Raw genomic sequence first — 20715 nt, forward strand, 5'->3', positions numbered from 1 at the left:
TGGTCATCAAGTGTCACTCATTTCAAATTATAAACAAATATTTTTGAGTTCGGGTCGTCCACGATTGTAAACAATTGAGAATCGTCATTTTTCACAGCCAACGTAAAGGCGGCTTTATCCAAATGATAAACATCTTTCAGATTGCCTTGATAATCGTATTTATAGACATAACTAGCAGTAGGCATAGGGGCATTAAAATTTTCTTTTTCTCCAGAATATAAGGCATAAACGTAGTTGTCGGAAATTGACGCATCCAAGAAGCCAAGACCATCCTGCAATTGATAGTCATCGTTTTTCACTTTAAAGTTCATTGGCTTCACAACAGCATCCTTACGATGAACCAACGTACCATTCTTTATATCATAAAATCTCAACACACCCGCAGCATAGGAAAAGTTCACTAGTATTTTTTTATTCGAAGACACAACAGAACGTCCCAAATTAGCCATTGCAGAAATTATTTTATTAGAAACCTTTTCCTTATTTGGCAAATAAGTGCCATAATTGGAATGCTTTTTGAGAGAATCATTTAACAGATCAAATTTATGATTTTCAAAAATTCCCAAAGCTGCATACCCTTTTCCTATATTGTTTATACAATAATAGCGATCATTTGACTTCAACTTGTCTATTTGCGTAGGATTACTATTATTTGCTAAATTGCCAAAGTCATACTTTAAAAGTTTACCTTTACCTAAATCATACACATAAAGCCACGTTTCTTCATTATCTTTCAACAATTCAAAATTCGAGACTTCCAACACCTCGTCTCTTGCCTCTCCTTTAGGAGCCAATTGATATTTGAGTTTACCTGTTTCCATATTAAATACTTTTATCATTCCTTTTGCATCTTTAAAATCAGAAACGATAAAAGAGTTCTGCCCTACAGCTAAAGCCATAGGCAAACTTACTTCAACAGAGTTTTTTTGAACACACTCTAATTGCTTTACATCGGTATGTTCTTGCTTACATCCCCATACAGCAATCAAAGCAGCACAAACACTCACGCTAAAATAACTTTTCTTCATAAATAATCTTTTTTAATGCCAAATGCCACTTTAAAATCAAAGAGGCATTTGACATATTTTCATAATTGGTATTGCCAAATTTCATGGGCGTTACTTTTTGTATTCATAGTAAAGAGATAGAGGCATTTATTGTCATCAGAAACCTTTATGTTGTAGCCAACTTTGTCTAGTATGATATGGCGTAAAAGCTTCCCATCCCAGTCATACACCTCTACCTCATTGCCAAATTGAGACTCCATATAATTCTTCGGCTCTTGTCCTTCCTTATTTTTCTCTATCAAAAAACATATATTGCCTTTTGGTTTGCATCCATTCTAAGAGATTTTCCGCTTATCTTAGTGGGAGCATAGTTTCCGTCAGCAATCTCTTTGTAATCTAATTTCTCAGAATATAGTTCCTTCTCTACTTCAACATTGCCCTCATCTATCTTAAATAGGAAAGCATAACGTTCCCATCCGCACAAATACAAGAATTTATCTTTGTTTCTAAAAATACTCGCATTGTCCGTATAAACGGAATGCTTTGCCAAACCTCCCTTTTGATTTTTGTCTTTTGGCCAATAGTTTAAGGGGGTTAACGTTGATTTTTTAAAATTCACAACCGTAAATATATGTTCTATTTGGCTATATGGAGCACCACATATCAAGAATGTAGAATCTGAAAGCATAATATAATTACCAGGAATATATCTTAGAGCTGGCAACTTAGTCAAATCATAGCTTTCATCAATCTTATAATTTCCATTAAGCCATTTTGCTTGTGCAACTCGTGACAATGAGTATATTTTATTCCCATTGGAAGAACAATTAAGCACATACAGACTTTTGTCTGACGAAACCGCAAATGCCGTTTTGTCATATTCTCCATGTCCAGCACCTCTCATAAATGCAAGGGTTTTGGTCTTAAGTGAGTCTCCTTTCTGAACAGAAACATTAGTATTAAATTTGTTAGAAAATGAACTCAAAAGCCAAACACTATCTGCAAGAATGCTAGGATTAGCACCTGCATTTAAAGAATCTGTAACCATAAGTTCTCCCTGCAAGTTTTCTGTTTCCACATACTTTTGCTCAGAAGAACAAGATATAAATCCTAAGCACAAGCCTATGATTATCAAATTATTTTTTAAAAATCTCTTCATTTGCATAATTTATTAATTAAGAGATATGAAGAATCTCTCCTCCATATCTCTATTATTTACAACTTTACGCCTACACTTTTTGATGGTCATCAAGTGTCACTCATTTCAAATTATAAACAAATATTTTTGAGTTCGGGTCGTCCACGATTGTAAACAATTGAGAATCGTCATTTTTCACAGCCAACGTAAAGGTGGCTTTATCCAAATGATAAATATCTTTTAGATTGCCTTGATAATCGTATTTATAGACATAACTAGCTGTAGGCATAGGAGCATTAAAATTTTCTTTTTCCCCTGAATATAAGGCATAAACGTAGTTGTCGGAATTTGCCGCATCCAAGAACCCTAGGCCATCCTGCAATTGATAGTCATCATTTTTCACTTTATAGTTCATTGGCTTCACTACAGCATCCTTACGATGAATCAATGTTCCATCCTTTATGTCATAAAATCTCAACACCCCTGCAGCAAAGGAAAAGTTCACTAGTATTTTCTTATCAGAAGACACAACCGAACGTCCAAAATTAGCCATTGCATCAATCATTTTATTAGAAACCTTTTCCTTGTTTGGCAAATAAGAGCCATAAATGGAATACTTTTTTAGAGAATCATTCAACAAATCAAATTTATGATTTTCAAAAACTCCCAATGCAGCATACCCTTTTCCTATATTGTTTATGCAATAATATCGATCATTAGACTTCAACTTGTCTATTTGTGTAGGACTATTATTATTTGCAAGATTGCCTAAGTCATACTTTAAAAGCTTGCCTTTCTCCAAATCATACACATAAAGCAACGTTTCACCATTATCTTTCAACAATTCAAAATTCGAGGCTTCCAACACCTCGTCCTTTGCCTCTCCTTTAGGAGCCAATTGATATTTGAGTTTACCCGTTTCCATATCAAACACCTTTATCATTCCCTTTGCATCTTTAAAATCAGAAACGATAAAAGAGTTCTGCTCTACAGCTAAAGCCATAGGCAAACCAACTTCTACAGAGATTTTTCTAGCACACTCTAATTGCTTTACGTTGGTGTTTTCTTGCTTACATCCCCATACAGCAATCAAAGCAGCACAAACACTTAACACTAAAATAACTTTCTTCATAAACATTCTTTTTTAATGCCAAATGCCACTTTAAGATTAAAGAGGCACTTGACATAATTAATATTACTCCGATACAGTTCGATAAAAACGATGATCAACATGTCCTGAAGTGCAGATTCTTGTTAAATAAAGCTTACAATCTTCATTTTCATTTTCGCCATCAGAAAGAGCCTCTACATTTGCTAGTTCCAAACTACTCTCCAAAGAATCATCGTTAAAAAGATGATTGCTTTCCACTGCCATTAAGCCAGCTATCGCCAGACAGAATGCACCAATAAAAACTTTCTTTTTCATGACACAATTAATTTAGAATTTCACATTTAGATATTTACTGTACTCTTATAAATATCCATTATTTTTTTATTCGCTATAGGACTACCTATAAGAATCACCTTACCCTCTGTATTTAACAAGAAAGAATGGTATTTATTCTCCTTAGGCAAATCCTTGTTATTCTTTTTGAAAGCAAAAGCCGTATCCACATAAATAGAACTTTGCAAATCCGTAATTTCTAGCTCCACATTCACATCCTCCATATCTTTCTTTTTGGGAGCCAAGATAAAAACATAATCTATATCAAGTTGTTTTTTCTTTGCCTCTGCTATCAAAGGATTCCAAAAACGAAGTTTGCTCAAAGCGCACGAGCTGCATTCTGCAGAATCTACATAAACAACCATCGTGTACTTCTTATTCAACTTGCTCAATGGATTACGCCGACATTCCATCTTGTCAAGGCACAATTCTATCGGACGAGATTTCATTTCCTCTATCTTGTCTCTCACTTGTTCCTTCTCTGACTTACATCCAAAGAAGAGCAAGCATATCATCATACCTATTATAGATAGTTTAGCCTTCATCTATTTTTTAGTTTAAAATTGTTCTTGTTGTTTGCAAAATTAGTAAAAAAAACACTTAACTTCCAAATATCAGCAGTACATTTAGTACACTATCTTTTCTACTTCAGTAAACTTACACATCACAACTAGCAACAAATCAATATATTAACATAAAAAGTACATTTAATACATCCTTCATTCCAATGCCTTAATAAAAGCATCAAACTTCTTTATATTATCAGACTTAAACAATAGCAGAACTAATTTCTTACGCTTATTGGTAACACTCTGCTTTGAAATACCCAAAAGACTCGCAATCTGAGAAGGGGAAAAAGAAAGTCTTGTCAGCAAGCAAATTCTAAACTCATCATCTAAGATTCCGTCAAACAAAGACATTCTTTGCCAAAACGCAGGCAGATTTGCCTCAATCAATTTCTGCAAGTCTTTCCATTCACTAGCAGACGGTTTCTTACCAACATTAGCATATTCTTGGAAAGTCAAAACCACCTTGGATTCCATAAACGTGTTCTCTTTTTTCCATTTGTCTTCATTCTCATTCGTTTCATAGACACTCAACATACCATTCAGATTTTCCAACTTTTGTTTTAGAAACTTCACTTCCTTTTGGGTTGAATACAATTCTTTCTTGGTAGCACCATATAGAGTTTGCATCTTTAGACTTCTTGCCTTCATTTTACTTATTACAATAAGTAAGACTACTATCATCAAGAAAGACGTAAACAATAAGCCTTTCCAAACATCAAATGTCACCATCAACCCGAAAAGCAGGTTTATATAGCATTTATTAAATAATATCATAATCAATTTCTTTACATATAAAAACACAAACTACCGCTTCCCTTTCTCCCCAAACTTGCAAAAGATAGGCATGATGAATATCAGCGCAGGGAGAGAGAAGAGTAGTCCTCCCGTCACTCCCGTGGCAAACGAGAACCAGAATGGCTCGTCCTTGCCATCCATGAAAAACGGAATCAGCCCCACAATCGTAGAAGATACCGTCAAGAAAATAGGAATAATCTTGTGATTGAAGGCTCTGACATAATCCCTTATCTTGCCACGATGCGACAAGCGATGCATATTGTTATATTGACTCAAAATGTAAATGCCCGAGTTCACGACTATACCAATCAGCAACACCAAGGAGGCGAAGCCTCCGCTGCCAAAAGGAATTTCCGTAAAACAGAAAGTAAGGAAGCTGCCTATCAACGCCACTGGAATGACGGAAACTATCACCAACGACTGGCGAACTGACTCAAACTGAATGGCACAAATAAAGAAAACGATCACCACTATCAAGAAAAGCAACCAATAATTGGATTTCTCATTGATAGACCTGTGGTAAGAAGTATTCTCGCAACGATACCCCACAGGCAAAGTCTTATTGAAATACTTGAGCACTCCGTCTATATACTCGGATGAGTAGGTATAAGAACCCATCACATTGAATGCCACATTCAGCATATACTCCTGGCTTTTCTTAGGAATGACATTCTTCGCCTCACGGCGTTCCATCTTCATCGCCTCTGGCACAAACAGCTCACTTGAGTCCACCTTCACCTGCTCGTTTTCCACATGCCACAAGTCAAAAGACGTTTGAGGCAAGGGCTTGAGATATACGTCAGACTCTATGTTGTTATCCTTATAATACCCTACATAGCTAGACATCAAGATATTTTCCAGCGATCCATGCGCATCATCCACATCCACCTGATAAAGAGCCATTTGCTCCTTCTTGTAGTCCATGAAGAATTCAGGCTCTTGGTTTTCAAAGCCCGGAGTCTCAATGGTCAAGTCCTGCACACGTGGATTTTTTCTCATATAGCGGCACACGTCCTCTGCCAGACGATAGAGCTGGTCGTAATTATAGCCAGAAAGCGTCAAGCGATTGCTGCGATACAGCAAGTTCAGGGCATTGCTAAACCCTCGCTCGCTCACGCCATAAGTGCTCCAGTCAGCGCCGCCAATTGTTATCACCTTGCCTATCACCTCATTTTCCAGGCGATATGGGAAAGAGGTCTTGTCAACACCCTGTTTGAAGTGAACAACGATTTCGCCATTTCTCTTATCAATGCGAGTGACAAACTCCTTGATTTCCTTATATTTCTTCAGCGTTTCCTCCACAATCATCATCTTGGGGTTAAGCTGCACGGCTGTACCGCCCACAGGCATCTGTGCTCGGATGTGCAATACCTTTTCCTCATTCTCATCACCCCGGCGGCTATCCTCGTCCAAATAATCGGCAAACATCTGCACAGTACCGCCCAAATACTTAGACAGCAAAGGCTTGTATTTATCCACGAAAGTAGAGTTGCCCAACGTTTGGTTATAAAGCGCATCATACCAAGGCAAACGAGCCTCATCCGCCTGTTCCATTCCATACGCTTCGTCATCCGTCCCCAACCGATCTGGCAAAAATTGGAAAGGAATGCCGAACGCCAACACCAACAAGACATAATACACCCATTTACGGCGGGAGGTGAATGCGATATAACGGCTGTAGAAGCGATTGCACCTAACGACCACCCTGCCCAACCTGAGATGTTGCCTTTGGCTGCTATATTGCCAACGGTCGATGATGGCTGGCACAAAAAACAACGCCACGACCAAAGACACCACCAGATTGATGATGACTATCCAAGCGAAATCGTACAAGTCTTGCTGCAATTCCTTAGGAAGGAAAAAAATGACCACCATAGACCCTATCGTGGTGAGCATAGCCGCCAACAACGACAAGAAAGCCTTGCGGTTGTGATAATAACCATAATGATCGACCATCACAATCGTAGAGTCAATGATAAGTCCTAAAGAGACGGTGATTCCTGCCAAGGAATAAATGTGCAGCTTGATGTCGAACAACCAAAACACGATGATGGCTATCAACAGATTGGCAGCCAATGTGGAAGCAACGATAGCCAGATATTTCCAGTCTCGGTTGGTAAGCCAGACAAACACCAGCAGGATGGCAAGCGACATCAATGTCCTTCTCAGCAACTTCGACATCTCCTCTCGCTGTTGCTTGGCACTGTCATACGACAACTGGAAATACACCTTCTGATGAATGCCAGCCTTCAGCTGCTCCATCTTCTCCTGCACGACATCCGACATCCTCACGGTCTTGCCATCCGAAGGAATATAAACGTTGATATATACCGTGTTCAAACCATTTACCCGATAATAGCTGTCGGGATCCTGGTTCTTCACTTGCACGGCAGCTAAATCGTTCAGATAAACCACCTTTCCATCTATGTTTTTCAAAGGCATCTCACCCAAAGGTTTTCCAAACAACTCGGTGGTGAGATGCAAGGCTATCTTCTCTCGGTTTCCCTGAGCCGTCGTGTTCATCACCGTACCGATGATTTCATCCTGCCCCATATAGTTGCGTATGCCATCCGCAATGTCATTCGACGTGATGCCGTAGGCAGAAAGTGCCATAGGGTCATAACTGATTTCCACGTATGTATCTGTCGTGCCTGTCACTTCCACCTTGTTAACGCCATCCACAGCTTCCAATTGCCTGACCACATTCTCCTTCACAAAATTCTTAATCAACTCAGGCTGTATGTCGGCATTCACCAGATAAGTCAGCAATAGCTTCTGGGCATTGTGCGAAGCCATGCCACTGACCACCTCGCCTCCCATCAGCGTAGGATAAGAAACACCCTTCGGCAATCGTTCGTGCGACTGTCGAAGCAAGGAAGAAATTTCGAACCTGACGGAGGACACATCCACATTCTCCTTCAGATTGACCACGATTTCACTTTTGCCAAAATAAGACTTGGAAGAAACACTCTCCACCCCTTTCAGCGCAGACACCATTCCCTCTATCGGCGAGGTGAGGTTCTGCTCCACCACCTTTGCCGACACATGAGGCCACTCGTACTTGATGGTCATACGTTTGCCCTGTCGTGGTGTCGGTTCCGTTCCCACATCAATAAGAGGAGCCAACGCCACGCCAATAATCATCAAGATGACGAAAGTCAATATCACACTAAAAGAGGATAGTTTCATCGTATATCAATTTTTCATTTTATCTGTATTCTTTCTATATTTTGAATAATAGAGGATTGGCACAAAGAAGATGCTCACCAAAGTGCCTACCACCATGCCTATGAGGATGGTTAGCGACAAAGGGAATTGCATGTCGGCACCGATGGAGCCTCTCGACATAAATGGCAACAAAGAGAAAATGGTGGTCAGCGAAGTCATGATGATCGGCATCAGGCGTTCATGCCCCGCCCGCCCTATCGCCTCCATCAGCGGCATTCCTTCACGTCGATGATGGTTGATGGTGTCGATTTTCAAGATAGAGTCGTTGATAACGATACCCGCCATCACGATGACACCCGTCATCGACATAATATCGATAGACATACCGAGCAACCACAATATCAGCAACACGCAGAACACATCCAGCACGATTTCCGACAAGATGATGGCTGGCTGTATCATACTCTCAAACTGTGCCGCTAGAATGAAATACAAGAGCAGCAAGGCAACGACCAAAATCCAGACCAAGCCCATGATCATCTGCCGACTGGAGAAATAGTCGCCACTGGCAACAATTCTCACATCATCATGCTGGACCTCGTATTGCGACACGAAATTCAAAATCCGTCTCACCTCCTTACCAGAGGCTTGTATGTCAATAGGTTGGTACTCGCCCCCCTCCGAGCCATACAGATGTTTGTAGTCATACACCATACGCTCCTTCAGCAACAGGCTCAAAGGTATGCTCACCCCATCCCTGGTATCTATGGAAGATGCCAATATCGACTCCCGGTACGCCTTCGACGAACCTATCACCACCGGTACGCTTCCCGCACCTTGGTTGATACGCAAAGCCTCGTTGGTTCCCGATATTTGGCGCAACCTATCACACAGTTGGGTATATGAGATGCCATAAATGGTCATCTGTTCCACATCAGCCACCAACTGCAAATTCTCCTCCGTCACAACAGGTGGAATCATCACTTCAGGGAAATGCTGGCGCAAACTGTCGGTGAAAGCCATAGCCTGCGACACCGTAGGGCGATGCCCCCCAGCGTCTTGCAACTTCAATCGCAACTCAGGTTCCCCAGAAGAGAATATCATATCGAACAGGTTGCCCGAAGGAGAGAACGAGACAGACGCATCGGGATAAGCCTCAGCCACATACGACTGCAATCGCTTCTTGGCTTGCAAGAACTCATCCACCGACTCACACTTAAAATACACCAATGCCTCGGAAGAGGTAATGTCTTGGGTATGGAACAGCAAAAAGTCTTGCGTACCCACCATCGAGGTTGTCGCTTCCACCCCTTTCTTGCAATGCTCCAGCACTTGGCTGATTCTCCTATCGTTCTCTTGCACCGAGATGCCCGCATTCCAATCCACATACATGATGGCATCCGTATAGCTCACCTCCGGCATTTGTCTTTTCTCGGAGATTAAAAACATCACCACGAGTCCCGGGGCAGAGAGCAAGAACAAGAAGAGACAGAGGCGCAAATGAGCAAACATCCAGCTCTGCGTCTTCTCATACCAGCGTAAAATCGCCCGATTCGTTTTCGTCACGTTTTTCTCGTCATCTGCCACCAAAGCCTCGCCCTTCTCAAGCTTGCGCTTGTGCACCTTTTGATATAGCACCTTGAAATATACAGGCAGCACGATCATACTTACAGCCAACGACGCAAAAAGGGCTATGGCAATGCCCATACTCTGGTCGTAGAACAAAGCACCCGTCATTCCACCGATAAAAATCAACGGCACGAAAACACTGCAAGTGGTCAATACAGAACTCAACATCGGCGTAAACACCTCTGCGGTTCCCTGGCATATCGCCTCAGCCATGGTATTGCCACCATGCATTTTCTGCAAGATGTTGTCTATCACAATGATGGAGTTATCCACAATCATACCCACACCCAGAATCAATCCCGACAAGGATATGATGTTGAGGGAGATGCCCAACAACTTGAATGCCAACAGCGTGATGAGCAAAGACAATGGGATGGACAATGCCACCAACATAGCCAAGCGCCACTTACGCATAAAGAACAACAAGACCAACAAGGTAAAAAAGGCTGCCGCCAAAAGGTTCCACTCCAAATTGTTGATAGAATAAGACAACAATTCCGTTTGGTCTCTAGTTATGTCAAATTCCAAATCAGGATAAGTTTTCTCCAGGTCGGCAATCACATTGTCCACCTCGCTCTTCAGCTCATCCATCTGTGCATCATTCTGCTTGATGATGCACAAGGTAACGCAATTCTTCCCATTATGCCTGACGATGTTTCTGCGTAAGGCAGGATGCTCCTCTATCTTACACAAGTCCTTGAGCTGGAGCATCCGCCCCTCATGGTTGATATAAACATTGCGTACATCATCCACCGTCAAAATCTGACTGTCGAAATGCACATTATACTGGTAAATGCCATCAGCCACCGTAAGGGCAGACAATCGGATGTCATTCTCAGCCAAGGCTCGCTGCAACTCCTCCACCGTGATGCCCAAAGCCGCCAGTTTGTCCGCATCAGGCACACACTGAATCTCGGAGGTAGTCAGTCCGCTCATATCCACCATGGCTGTGGACGGTAACTGCTCCAGGCGACGGCACACCACATTTCGGGCAAAGTCGCTCAGTTGGGCAAACTTTGCCGAAGCCTCCTGCCCCGATGGTTCACCACGGAAAGAGACGTTGAGGAAAAAGGCAGGAATATCCGAAGCACTCGCCTTGATGACCTTGGGACGAACCACATCCTTCGGCATATTTCCCATCGCCATGTCGATTTTCTCATTCACCTCGATGAAAAGCATGTCGATGTTGGCACCAGGCTCAAACTTCAACAAGATATTTCCCACATCCATTCGAGAGTCTGAGCTGATGCTCTTCACGCCCGACACTTGCGCAAGCTGCCCCCTAAGGGGAGCTATCACACGTTTTTCCATCTCTTGCGCAGAGCAACCTGGCATACTCTCCTGCACGGTAATCTGCGGAATGTCTATGTCGGGCATCAGCGATACGGGAATGTTCTTGATGCCGACGATGCCAATCACCACCAGGGCAATCAGTATCATCGTTACCGCCACCGGACGGTGAATCAAATACTTAATCATAGGCGTTGACAGTTTTTATCTCTTCTTGATTTTCACCTTCGTTCCATCAGCCAGATTCAGGTTGCCGGAAGTGATGACCACATCTCCCGCATGCAACTCCGTCTCCTTGCGTTCGCAGCCCTTGATGGCGTATGAGCCAATGTTGCTATAAGCGATATCCACGTATGTCCACACAGCCTCGCCATCCTTGTAGAGAAAGACCACATGATAGCCATCACGTTCCACCACAGCATCCTTAGGCACCACAAACGATTGAGCCACATCATTCTCTATGATAACTTTCACATTCATGCCATCGAGCATTTTCCCCGAAGGATTAGGAATGCGAGCCGTTATCTTGATGAGTCCCTTCTCGCTCACGGTTGGGTTGATATTTGTTACCGTACCCGCATACTGAGCCGTCTCGTCAACAAAAGGACTCACTATCACCTTCTGCCCCTTGTGGATATTCTTGATTTCAGCCTCCAACACACTAAACTCCACATCGAGTTGCGTATCGTTGATGACTGTGCAGAGCTTATCCAAACGTTGGTTGCGCTTATTTTCCAAATCGGCGATTCTTCCGGCAAAAGGAGCCACAAGCGCACATTTGTCCATACTGTTGCGAGCCGACTGCAACTGGTATTGGGCCAGATAATACCCCGATGCCACCTTGGCACGGTGCATCACATCAGCAGGCACGTTGGCAGAAATGCCATCATATCCCAATCCGATGAGCCTGTCGGCCAAATCTACCTTTGCCTTTTCCAGTTGCTTGGTAGCCTTCTCCACTTCCAGAGCGGCGTCGCCACCATCGGTTTTGGCTATCAATTGTCCCTTAGCCACCCTGCAGCCATTATGCACATACACCCCCTTCACGATACCTCCATCGGTAAAGGCAAGCTCGCATTTCTCGATAGCCCTCAGCTTGCCATTGCATATCAACTGGCGATGAAACGTCTGCCGATGTAATTTTATCGTATCCACATAAACATCAGTAGGAATACTTTCAGCGTTTACCATTTTTTCTTCCTCCGCATTCGTCTTCTGTCGGCAAGAGGAGTTCAATGCCGACACCACGATAAGCGCAGCCCATATCACATTTTTTATTTTCATCTTCATTATTTTCCGTTTGTTTGAACCAATTTATCAAAATCAACCGTTAAGTCTTGATGCTTATCCCAGTCGTACAGGGTGTATTTACGCAATGTATAATAATAAGACCAATACGCCTGAAGTTGGCTAATATATTGCGACTTAGCGGTTTCTAGTTCTTGGATGGCAGTATTGATCTCCGTAACGGATATATTGCCAGTCTCAAATCTTTTTTTGGTAATCTCATATCTCTCGTTGGATATTTCCTGCGCACGCATTGAAGTGCGGCATTGTTCTGATTGGAAACTGAATTGCAAGATATCTCGCTTTATCTTTTGCACATAATCTTGATCAGCCTGTTCCTTCATAGTTTTAGCTAATTCTAGTTTAGACTTCGCCACCATCACCTTTCCCTTTTGCACGCCCCAGTCGAAAATAGGCAAGGTCACCGTCAGTCCTATGATTTCATTGTCTCGCAGATGACTATAAGCCGCAGCGAAACCATCCGCTGTGCGATTGAAGCCCACCTCGGCATTCAGCCTCATCTGGATACCCTTGGCAGATTTTGCCTGAGCCAGGTTTTGCTGCGCCGTCAACACAGAGATTTCCTGAGTCAAGGAATGTGAAGAATTATCCCACGCCTTTCGCAACACCTCGTCTGCATTCAGCACCATATCGGCAACATTGGCTGGAGGAATGAGTTTTGCATCCTCATAATCCGTCACACGAAGATAGGAAAAGAGGTCGAACATATTGTCATCCATCTTTATCTTCGAGTTGTTGACCGCTACCTTGGTATTCAGCTTCGACAATTCCAGTTGCAGCAGGTCGCTCTTGGTAATAGTGCCTAAGTTAAGACGCTTCTCTGAAATCTTATACAAAGCCTCCAAATCCGAGTATTTGCTCACATTTTGGCTATAGTCTGATTGGGATGATATGGCTTGGAAATAGAGCGTAGCCACCTGGATGGCGATGTCCTCCATCTTTTCCAAATATACTTTCTTGGCTTTTTCATACTCCTTAGGCTCCGTTTTCTTTCGCCATTTCAATTCGTTGTACGACCTCAGCGGCTGGGAATAAGACAGGCGCAAAGGCAAAGTGTTATAGGTAGTCAACTTGTAATCAAACTGGTCGAGTCGATAAAGGTAAGACTGCAGCGACAAGGTACCTCCCAAGGAAGCCACCTGCTGTTCCACCGATAAAGTCAGCGAGTTTGTGAGTGAATTATTATCCACGTAGTTGATTTTACCATCCTCAGAGTTTCTTGCCTCCACCCTGGAGTGGTCGAAGTTCATGAGACCTCCCGTCAGACTCACCGAAGGCAGCAGTTCTGCCCGAAACGACTTGTAAGCCCAATAGCTAGACAAAAAGCTGAAGCGAGCCAACTGAGCATCATAGGAATTCTGTTGAGCGATAAGGATAGCATCGTTCAAGGAAATTACTTTTTGTGCTCTTGCCGTCAAGCCAACACATAGTAACAATAGCAATATGATTTTTTTTCTCATACTCGTCATTGTTTAGTTTTACGATTATAGATTTGGTTACAAAAGTACCATTTTATATTGACACTCACAAACTTTTCAGACTTTTTTTTTGCATTTTTTTTCATATCACTCACAGCTTGCGATGACACCTTTGCCTGAAAGTCCAATATTTTCTTAGCAATCACCCTCGCATCCGCTTGCCGATTCAGCTGCTGATACAAGCACATCTTTTGGTAGAGCGGATAAATACGATTCGGCATTTGAACGAATGCTTTATTATAACAAATCTCAGCTTCCCGATATTGTCCTAAATCCCGATGATTGTTGCCCATCAACACCCAAAACATAGGGTCATTGCTCACCAAGAGACCTCTGCGAAGCATCGCATTGCTATCCATCCAATGTTTGTTGGCCCGCAACAAATGCGCATAATCAAACAAGAAGTACTTGTCGTCTTCACATAATGGGAGCAAGCGATTATAATCCTGCAAAAAAGTTTCATGAGTCATCCTTGCCATTGCCTGATAAGACCTATGGGCCTGCAAATGTCGGTTCGCTAAGTGGTAGCACAATCCCATCACGCCACACAACGGCAAGCAGAGCAAAGCTATCTTCCTCCCCGAAAAAGCAACACCCAAGCTAGACCTCTCGGCAGCCTTCGCCATCAATACGACCATAACCATCTGGTAAGGGAACAATTGAAAAGAATAAGAGAACAAGGAGAAGACCACCAATGCGACAGCCCCTCCCAACAACACAACTGAGATCTTTCGCAAACGCCACATCGACACTCCCACAGTCATTAGGCAGAATATCACACCTATCCACCCTTGCTCCACACCGACTTGCAATATGTCACAGAATGCATAGTCGATAACATCGGCATTCATAGCATACGAGACAATATGGTCTTTTGAGGAAAAGAAAGTTTGCAACACCTTGCCATATTCGCCGGCAAAGCTCCCCAGTCCTGTCCCTAACCATCCATTATCCGTCAACATGCCCAAAGAAAGCCTCCAGATGAACGTTCTGCCAAGAGCCGAACCTTGTTTCAAGAAAAACAAGTATGCCCCTATTCCGATTGCCATAAACGTCAAATATACACAGTACTTTCTTATCAAGCCTCTATATTGCCAGCACAACACTACCGCTACAGCCACGATGGCGCTCCTGCTCCGAATCAACGCCAGCATGACCATCCCCACAAAAAGAACAAAGAGATTTCCCTTTATCATGATGGATTTTTTCCATCCACCGAACTGTTGCTCTTTCCTCAGCCAAACGATAGCCATCGCCACTCCCATGGAGATAAAAGCGGTATAAGGTCCTGAATTGAAAAAATTTCCTTTTATTGCAACGGAAGCACTATTATAGCCACCTCCACAAAATTGCCACACCCCCAATAAAAGCTCATATCCACACACCAAAAACAGCGCACTTTCTATAGCTACTGTTCTAACCGCAAAGCCAATGAATAAAAGCCTCAGCATCAGATACAATACGAACAAAGATGTATAGGTAACAACCTGCCGAGCGCAAGGAACCTCCGATGGCATATAGCCTCGCACTAGCACATACAGCCACCAACAAAACACCAGCAAATCCACCAAATCCAATCGCCAAAGCAAATGTTTATCTCTGCACAAGCCATAAATACAAAAGAATGCGCATAACACACCCCCTATGGCACAACCATACAGCAAGGGTTCAGACCATAACGGAGTCACTGTCTGAACCATAGGGAGCAGACATAGCAGCAAAGGCAAAAATCCTATTCCCTTTCTGATATCGTTATCGAAGCTAAAAAGTTTCACTTATCTGTTTTATTGATACTTATCTGTTTATTTTATATCGTAACTAAACACCTGCTTCCCATTTTCATAGAAAAACACCTGTTCTTCCTTGCCTTGTGTCAAGTCTCGAAGCCAAAACAAGGCATTCTTGGGACCTCGGAAAGCCACTGTCTTGCCTGTAGCTACAGTCTTACCCAATGATACCCATCCTTTGTCACCAGCATAATATAAGAGTTCGTATGTATCGCCAGCACACACGAAATTTCCATCTGTTCGAGGATAGAAATCTACACACCGAATGGAAGACGGAGTATCCAGCTCATAGGTTAAACTTTTATGCTGCTCACTATAAAAGGCTGTCAACATATCATGGTCTGTTACATTCTCTGGTTTATAAGTAGAATCCACTGGTGTAAGCAATTTCAAGACTATAGGCTTCCTACATAAGGAATCCTCATAAATATCCAAATCAGCCAATTCCATTGGCGCTTTTTTAGGAGCATTATAACGCAGATAGCGAAAACAACGCCTATCAGAAACTCGTATCTTCAGATTGCTATAATCCAAAGTATCTCGAAATTCATACAACTTTTTTGCCTGTACAAAATTTCCATCCACGCTTGCCTCTATGCTCGATCCTATGATAGGACGCCAAAGCCTCTCAGCAAACAATTTGCCTAAGGGCATCTTCCTAGACAATACCATATCGACATAACTTCCAGAAATCGGTTTTAAAATTCTGCACTTTCTATTTCCTGAATAAAAAACAAATGGATACCCCACAGGAATACATTTGCCATTAGCAGCATCATAACATATAGGCTGATAAATAAAATTTGGTTCGATATTATCAAACCGCACCTTCTTACCTTCACATACTCCTACATCAATTGGAGTCCAGCCTTGAGGTGAGAATATTCCGAGATAGACTCGCTCCTCTTGCATGTTCAAAGGAATCTCCACATGGTTTTTTCCGAAATAATTATCTGTGACATCATGTCGGAAGAAATTTCTCATTTCTAAAGGTATTTCAGAGACATCTCCAAACTTCCTTACTTGATCTTCTTGCAATCCAAAACAGCTTCTATACACTTTACCTTTCTTACGCCCATCAGAATGAGGAAGCTTGCGTGTAGGCACAAGGTCATCAAATCCGAATTGTATATAACGACCAGTAGTATCTCTTAACGCAAGCCATTGGTGTGAAGTATGATTTGCGTACATAAATGCATCAATAGCCACAGGAATGCCACAAGAGCGCATAGCATACAGCCCGATGTCGCAACTCTCACGGCAAGTACCAAACTTGGTTGAGAACAAGAAAGTCGCCTCAAAATGTGGAGCTGAGAAATGTGAGTAATATTCAATTCTTTGTTGGGAAATATGCTCATTGATTATGCGGCAAGCCTCTACAACATCACTACCACGGTAAAGAGAATCGAGCAAAGAGCCATAATATGCCTTATATAATGACCTCCAGTTTGTTAATGGTTCGTTAGCGATACGATAAGGCAACAACAATTCACAGAAATCCTCAAAACTTAAATGTTTATTCCAAGGATACCTTTTCCAATCATCAAAAGCCTTATCTATGTTGTCTATTAAATAGTCTGCCTTGATAACCTGAGCATCATATACCTTTGGCAATGACTCAAATGGGTAATAACGCCATTGACTTCCTCCAATCTCGCTCATATCACCCACTTTCGGATTCTTGTAGGCCGTTGCTAGTATATTCTTCAAGGAGTCTAACGGAGCACCCTCGTAACTATACCAATGAGGCATATTACGAATCAAGAACTTAGCCGCCTCAAACTTCTGAGAATCATAGTTATAATGTTCCAATACTTTCTCCAATTCCCCACGGTTTTTGCCAGCAAATTCCAAGGCAGACTCTAGCGTTGTTCGCCAGAGTCCACCACAGAACATGCTGCCAAGAGCAACAGGAAGAGAGCTAATAGGGTTTGTTTCATTTCAAATTATAAATATCGGCTATCAACCAGCCATATCGAATTTTCTTTTTTTTTGTAATATTACTTATATAAATATTTTAAAATATAATAGTCACTATTGTCTGTTTCTTTATAAGAAATGTTCACATTGTTATTTTTCAAATGGGAGATGATTCTCTGCAATCTGTTTTTCTCTACAACTGCATACAAACTTGTTTTATCTGCATTTTTTGCAATAGGAAAAACTATCTCTTTGTTAGAAAAACAATTAATTCGTCCAATTTTTCCAGAAGACTTATCGTAAAACAGCATAAACCACTTTTTCATATTACTCCCCTTCTTCATCAAAAAGGAAATATATTTCTCTGTTTCTAATGTCGTGATTGGAAATTCCTTTTCCGTGCTCATTAACAAATTATGTAACCTTTCCTCGTTTTTACCTAAATTATCTACATCAGAAGCCTGTAATCCATTTTTTCCAAATTTTATTTTGTAAGCTTTAGAAAAAACATTTTTTGAATCTTTTATTAAAATGTATGGTTCTTCCACAATAATCTGGGATACATTTGATAAAATAAGATCATCTTTGTTCTGCAATGAAATAATCTCAACTTTCGAGAACAGTTCCTGCTCTGTCATCACTTGAGCCTCATCAAAATCTATAATAGAACAACTTTCTTCATCTGTCCCTTTGCAAGAAACAAATGATAATATAACAATAAATACGATTAAATACTTTTGAATACGCATCATAGAAATCAATATTTAAATTCATAATTCCGGCATTGCTTAGATTTGTAAATTTTCTAAGCAATGCCAAACTACATTTTCAAACTTTTATACTTGACAGCAAACAGCAGAATCCACATATACAACCATCGTGAATTTCTTCCCTAATTTACTTAGAGGGTTACGTCGGCACTCCATTTTGTCAAGGCATAATTTTATTGGTCGAGATTTCATTTGTTCTATATTGTCTCTTACTTGTTCTTTCTCAGACTTACATCCTGAGAAGAACGAGCACATCATTAAGCCTATTATTGGCAACTTTGGATTCTTCATTTTTCCTATCCCTTTAAAGATTGATTTCTCCACGATACATAGTATCGCCATAAATCATATACAAGATAAAGTCACCTTTTAATGTACTAGGAAAAGCCGCATTTGTGCTCCCTTCTGGAGCTGTCAGGCTATAAACAATTTTGTCACCTCTGTATGCATATATCATAATAGGTGCGCTGCTAGACTCAAAAGACAAGAGATTATCCTCTAAAAAGACTTGTGGTGACCAGGGCATTTCTCGCTCCCATGGAATACCAGGCTTAGTTGGGTTTTCAAAAGAGTTGGGTTGCATTTCCACTCTAAGTTTTGTGCCAGCTAAAACATTTCCGTTAAAAAGCAGACACGCATAAATCATTATTAAAAATCTTTTCATTTCATTTTTATTTTTAATTGTTGTTTTATGTCTGCAAAAATAGGGCGAAAAAGCTTAACTTCCAAATATCAGCAGTACATTTAGTACACTATCTTTCAGAAAGAGTTGGATTTATTGCTTGTAACTCACATTAAATCTGCATGTTAGAGCTAAAAGTATATTTAGTACATACTTCATTCCATCTCCTTAATCAATGCATCGAACTTCTTTATATTGTCAGATTTAAACAGCATTTGAACTAGTTTCTTGCGTTTATTTGTAATACTCTGCTTTGAAGCCCCCAGGAGATTAGCTATCTGAGAGGGCATGAAAGAAAGTCTTGTCAGTAGACAAATTGTAAACTCATCATCTAAAATGTCTTCAAACGAAGATAATTTTTGCCAAAAAGCAGGCAAACTAGCTTCAACTAATTTCTGCAGGTCTTTCCATTCACTAACAGTTGGTTGTTTACCTGTATTAGCGTATGCTTGGAATGCTAGAATAATCTTTGATTCCATAAATATATTTTCTTTTTTCCATTTTTCTTCATTCGCATTCGTTTTATAGATACTCAATATCCCATTCAGATTTACTATTTTAGAATCTTTAAGCTTGCTCTCCTTTTTAGTTGATACCAATTCTTTCTTGGTATAATCATATTGAGTTTGTATTTTTTGATTTCTTGCCTTCATTTTTCTTATTACCAAAAGTAATATCACTATCATTAAGAGAGACATAAATAAGGCTTTCCAAACATTTTTCGCTTCTTCTGCCTTTCTCGCAGCTTCTTTTTGACTTTCTGAATAATCGAACAAAGCCTGCACCTTACCTACTTCTTTTGCTGATAGCCGGAAGTTTACGGTGTCATTTGCATCTGCATACAAACGTACATACTTCACCACAGAATCTACCATTCCTTTGTGACTATATATAGACATTAAACCCTTATATCCAGTTTCTAAATTTTCTATATCAGAAGGGTTGTTCAACAATTTGCGATAGCAACATAAAGCAGAATCCAATTGTCCTACCTCTATATAATACCAACCAAGATAATTATAGAAATATTCTGTTCCAGGATATAAAGGTTCTCCTTTTTCATCCAATAGTTTGGACTTTGCAAGATATTCATCGAGTGTTCGCTTGGCTTTTACATAGTCCTTCCTCTTTAAGTAGATTTCCGTCAATGGTATTAAAGTTGCAGCAGCATAATCATCCTTACCTATTTTTTTGTAGTATCGATAAGCCCGAGTTGCAATTTGATAAACCGAATCCATTTTCCCTAGTTGATAGAAAACGCTTATTTTACGTTCTTGTGCACGAACATATCCTAATGTATCATTTGTCATCAATGCAACTAATGCCTTCTTGTCAAGTATCTTCGATTCCATTTGTGGATAACGTTGCAATCTATAGATATCTGCCATTTGTCCATAAACTTTAGACAAGAGGGTGAAGTTACAACCGCTCTTTGTTGTATCTATTTTTGCGACAGCTTCATTATAATATAGCAAAGCCTTGGGACTATTTCCCTTATCACGATATACACAGCCCATTAAATAGTTAGCCCAGGCCTTTTCTCCAGTATTGCCATAAAATGCATAATATTCTAATACATCATTCATATAATTGATGGTATCCATTGCATAAAAGAGTTTATTCCTAAAATCCGCAACTATCATCCAATACACGATTAAGGGTAGATTTATGAGTCGTTAGTAGCAGCTTTCAGTAAAAAGCAACAGCACAACATCAATATGTAGCCACCA

Annotated in this window: 15 protein-coding genes; all 15 read right to left on the reverse strand. The window is 41.0% G+C overall.

All coding sequences use genetic code 11. From position 1 onward, the window contains the following. Positions 1-17 precede the first annotated feature (17 nt). Entirely contained in the window at positions 18-1028 is a 1011-nt protein-coding gene (locus DW830_RS12775) for a BF3164 family lipoprotein (protein WP_119250163.1), read from the reverse strand. A gap of 277 nt (positions 1029-1305) precedes the next feature. Next, complete coding sequence (locus DW830_RS12785) at positions 1306-2166, reverse strand: hypothetical protein (RefSeq protein ID WP_119250165.1); 861 nt, start codon at positions 2164-2166, stop codon at positions 1306-1308. A 100-nt stretch (positions 2167-2266) separates the two neighbouring features. Beyond that, on the reverse strand, positions 2267-3277 hold the full coding sequence (locus DW830_RS12790; protein WP_158573502.1) for a BF3164 family lipoprotein: 1011 nt from the start codon (positions 3275-3277) through the stop codon (positions 2267-2269). A gap of 63 nt (positions 3278-3340) precedes the next feature. Beyond that, positions 3341-3571 (reverse strand): NVEALA domain-containing protein, encoded by a 231-nt coding sequence (locus DW830_RS12795; RefSeq protein WP_119250167.1) that lies wholly within the window; start codon positions 3569-3571, stop codon positions 3341-3343. A 26-nt stretch (positions 3572-3597) separates the two neighbouring features. Then, positions 3598-4134 (reverse strand): hypothetical protein, encoded by a 537-nt coding sequence (locus DW830_RS12800; protein ID WP_119250168.1) that lies wholly within the window; start codon positions 4132-4134, stop codon positions 3598-3600. A 174-nt stretch (positions 4135-4308) separates the two neighbouring features. Then, positions 4309-4932: a hypothetical protein gene (locus tag DW830_RS12805; protein WP_117664064.1), complete on the reverse strand. Its 624-nt coding sequence runs from the start codon at positions 4930-4932 to the stop codon at positions 4309-4311. Between the two features lie 30 nt (positions 4933-4962). Next, positions 4963-8142 (reverse strand): efflux RND transporter permease subunit, encoded by a 3180-nt coding sequence (locus tag DW830_RS12810; RefSeq protein ID WP_119250170.1) that lies wholly within the window; start codon positions 8140-8142, stop codon positions 4963-4965. Between the two features lie 6 nt (positions 8143-8148). Then, entirely contained in the window at positions 8149-11229 is a 3081-nt protein-coding gene (locus DW830_RS12815; protein WP_119250171.1) for an efflux RND transporter permease subunit, read from the reverse strand. 15 nt (positions 11230-11244) lie between these two features. After that, positions 11245-12324 (reverse strand): efflux RND transporter periplasmic adaptor subunit, encoded by a 1080-nt coding sequence (locus tag DW830_RS12820; protein WP_158573503.1) that lies wholly within the window; start codon positions 12322-12324, stop codon positions 11245-11247. Positions 12325-12329: 5 nt separating this feature from the next. After that, the gene (locus tag DW830_RS12825; RefSeq protein ID WP_233544529.1) at positions 12330-13736 is read right to left on the reverse strand and encodes a TolC family protein; all 1407 of its coding nucleotides are present in this window, start codon (positions 13734-13736) and stop codon (positions 12330-12332) included. Between the two features lie 77 nt (positions 13737-13813). Further along, positions 13814-15601 (reverse strand): hypothetical protein, encoded by a 1788-nt coding sequence (locus tag DW830_RS12830; RefSeq protein ID WP_119250174.1) that lies wholly within the window; start codon positions 15599-15601, stop codon positions 13814-13816. A gap of 27 nt (positions 15602-15628) precedes the next feature. Next, a complete protein-coding gene (locus DW830_RS12835) occupies positions 15629-17437 on the reverse strand; it encodes a hypothetical protein (RefSeq protein ID WP_147487268.1) in 1809 nt (602 codons plus the stop codon). Between the two features lie 176 nt (positions 17438-17613). Then, complete coding sequence (locus DW830_RS12840; RefSeq protein ID WP_119250176.1) at positions 17614-18285, reverse strand: 6-bladed beta-propeller; 672 nt, start codon at positions 18283-18285, stop codon at positions 17614-17616. Positions 18286-18607: 322 nt separating this feature from the next. Continuing rightward, entirely contained in the window at positions 18608-18967 is a 360-nt protein-coding gene (locus DW830_RS12845; protein WP_119250177.1) for a hypothetical protein, read from the reverse strand. 173 nt (positions 18968-19140) lie between these two features. Continuing rightward, entirely contained in the window at positions 19141-20571 is a 1431-nt protein-coding gene (locus DW830_RS12850) for a tetratricopeptide repeat protein (RefSeq protein WP_147487269.1), read from the reverse strand. Positions 20572-20715: the final 144 nt, after the last annotated feature.

Origin of the sequence: Prevotella sp. AM34-19LB (assembly GCF_003468525.1) — a bacterium.
Lineage (GTDB): Bacteria > Bacteroidota > Bacteroidia > Bacteroidales > Bacteroidaceae > Prevotella.

Coding starts and splice junctions, on each gene's coding strand:
- DW830_RS12805 (WP_117664064.1), bottom strand. CDS start 4,932: ATGATATTATTTAATAAATGCTATATAAACCTGCTTTTCGGGTTGATG.
- DW830_RS12790 (WP_158573502.1), bottom strand. CDS start 3,277: ATGAAGAAAGTTATTTTAGTGTTAAGTGTTTGTGCTGCTTTGATTGCT.
- DW830_RS12845 (WP_119250177.1), bottom strand. CDS start 18,967: ATGAAAAGATTTTTAATAATGATTTATGCGTGTCTGCTTTTTAACGGA.
- DW830_RS12815 (WP_119250171.1), bottom strand. CDS start 11,229: ATGATTAAGTATTTGATTCACCGTCCGGTGGCGGTAACGATGATACTG.
- DW830_RS12785 (WP_119250165.1), bottom strand. CDS start 2,166: ATGAAGAGATTTTTAAAAAATAATTTGATAATCATAGGCTTGTGCTTA.
- DW830_RS12840 (WP_119250176.1), bottom strand. CDS start 18,285: ATGATGCGTATTCAAAAGTATTTAATCGTATTTATTGTTATATTATCA.
- DW830_RS12795 (WP_119250167.1), bottom strand. CDS start 3,571: ATGAAAAAGAAAGTTTTTATTGGTGCATTCTGTCTGGCGATAGCTGGC.
- DW830_RS12775 (WP_119250163.1), bottom strand. CDS start 1,028: ATGAAGAAAAGTTATTTTAGCGTGAGTGTTTGTGCTGCTTTGATTGCT.
- DW830_RS12850 (WP_147487269.1), bottom strand. CDS start 20,571: ATGAATGATGTATTAGAATATTATGCATTTTATGGCAATACTGGAGAA.
- DW830_RS12800 (WP_119250168.1), bottom strand. CDS start 4,134: ATGAAGGCTAAACTATCTATAATAGGTATGATGATATGCTTGCTCTTC.
- DW830_RS12810 (WP_119250170.1), bottom strand. CDS start 8,142: ATGAAACTATCCTCTTTTAGTGTGATATTGACTTTCGTCATCTTGATG.
- DW830_RS12820 (WP_158573503.1), bottom strand. CDS start 12,324: ATGAAAATAAAAAATGTGATATGGGCTGCGCTTATCGTGGTGTCGGCA.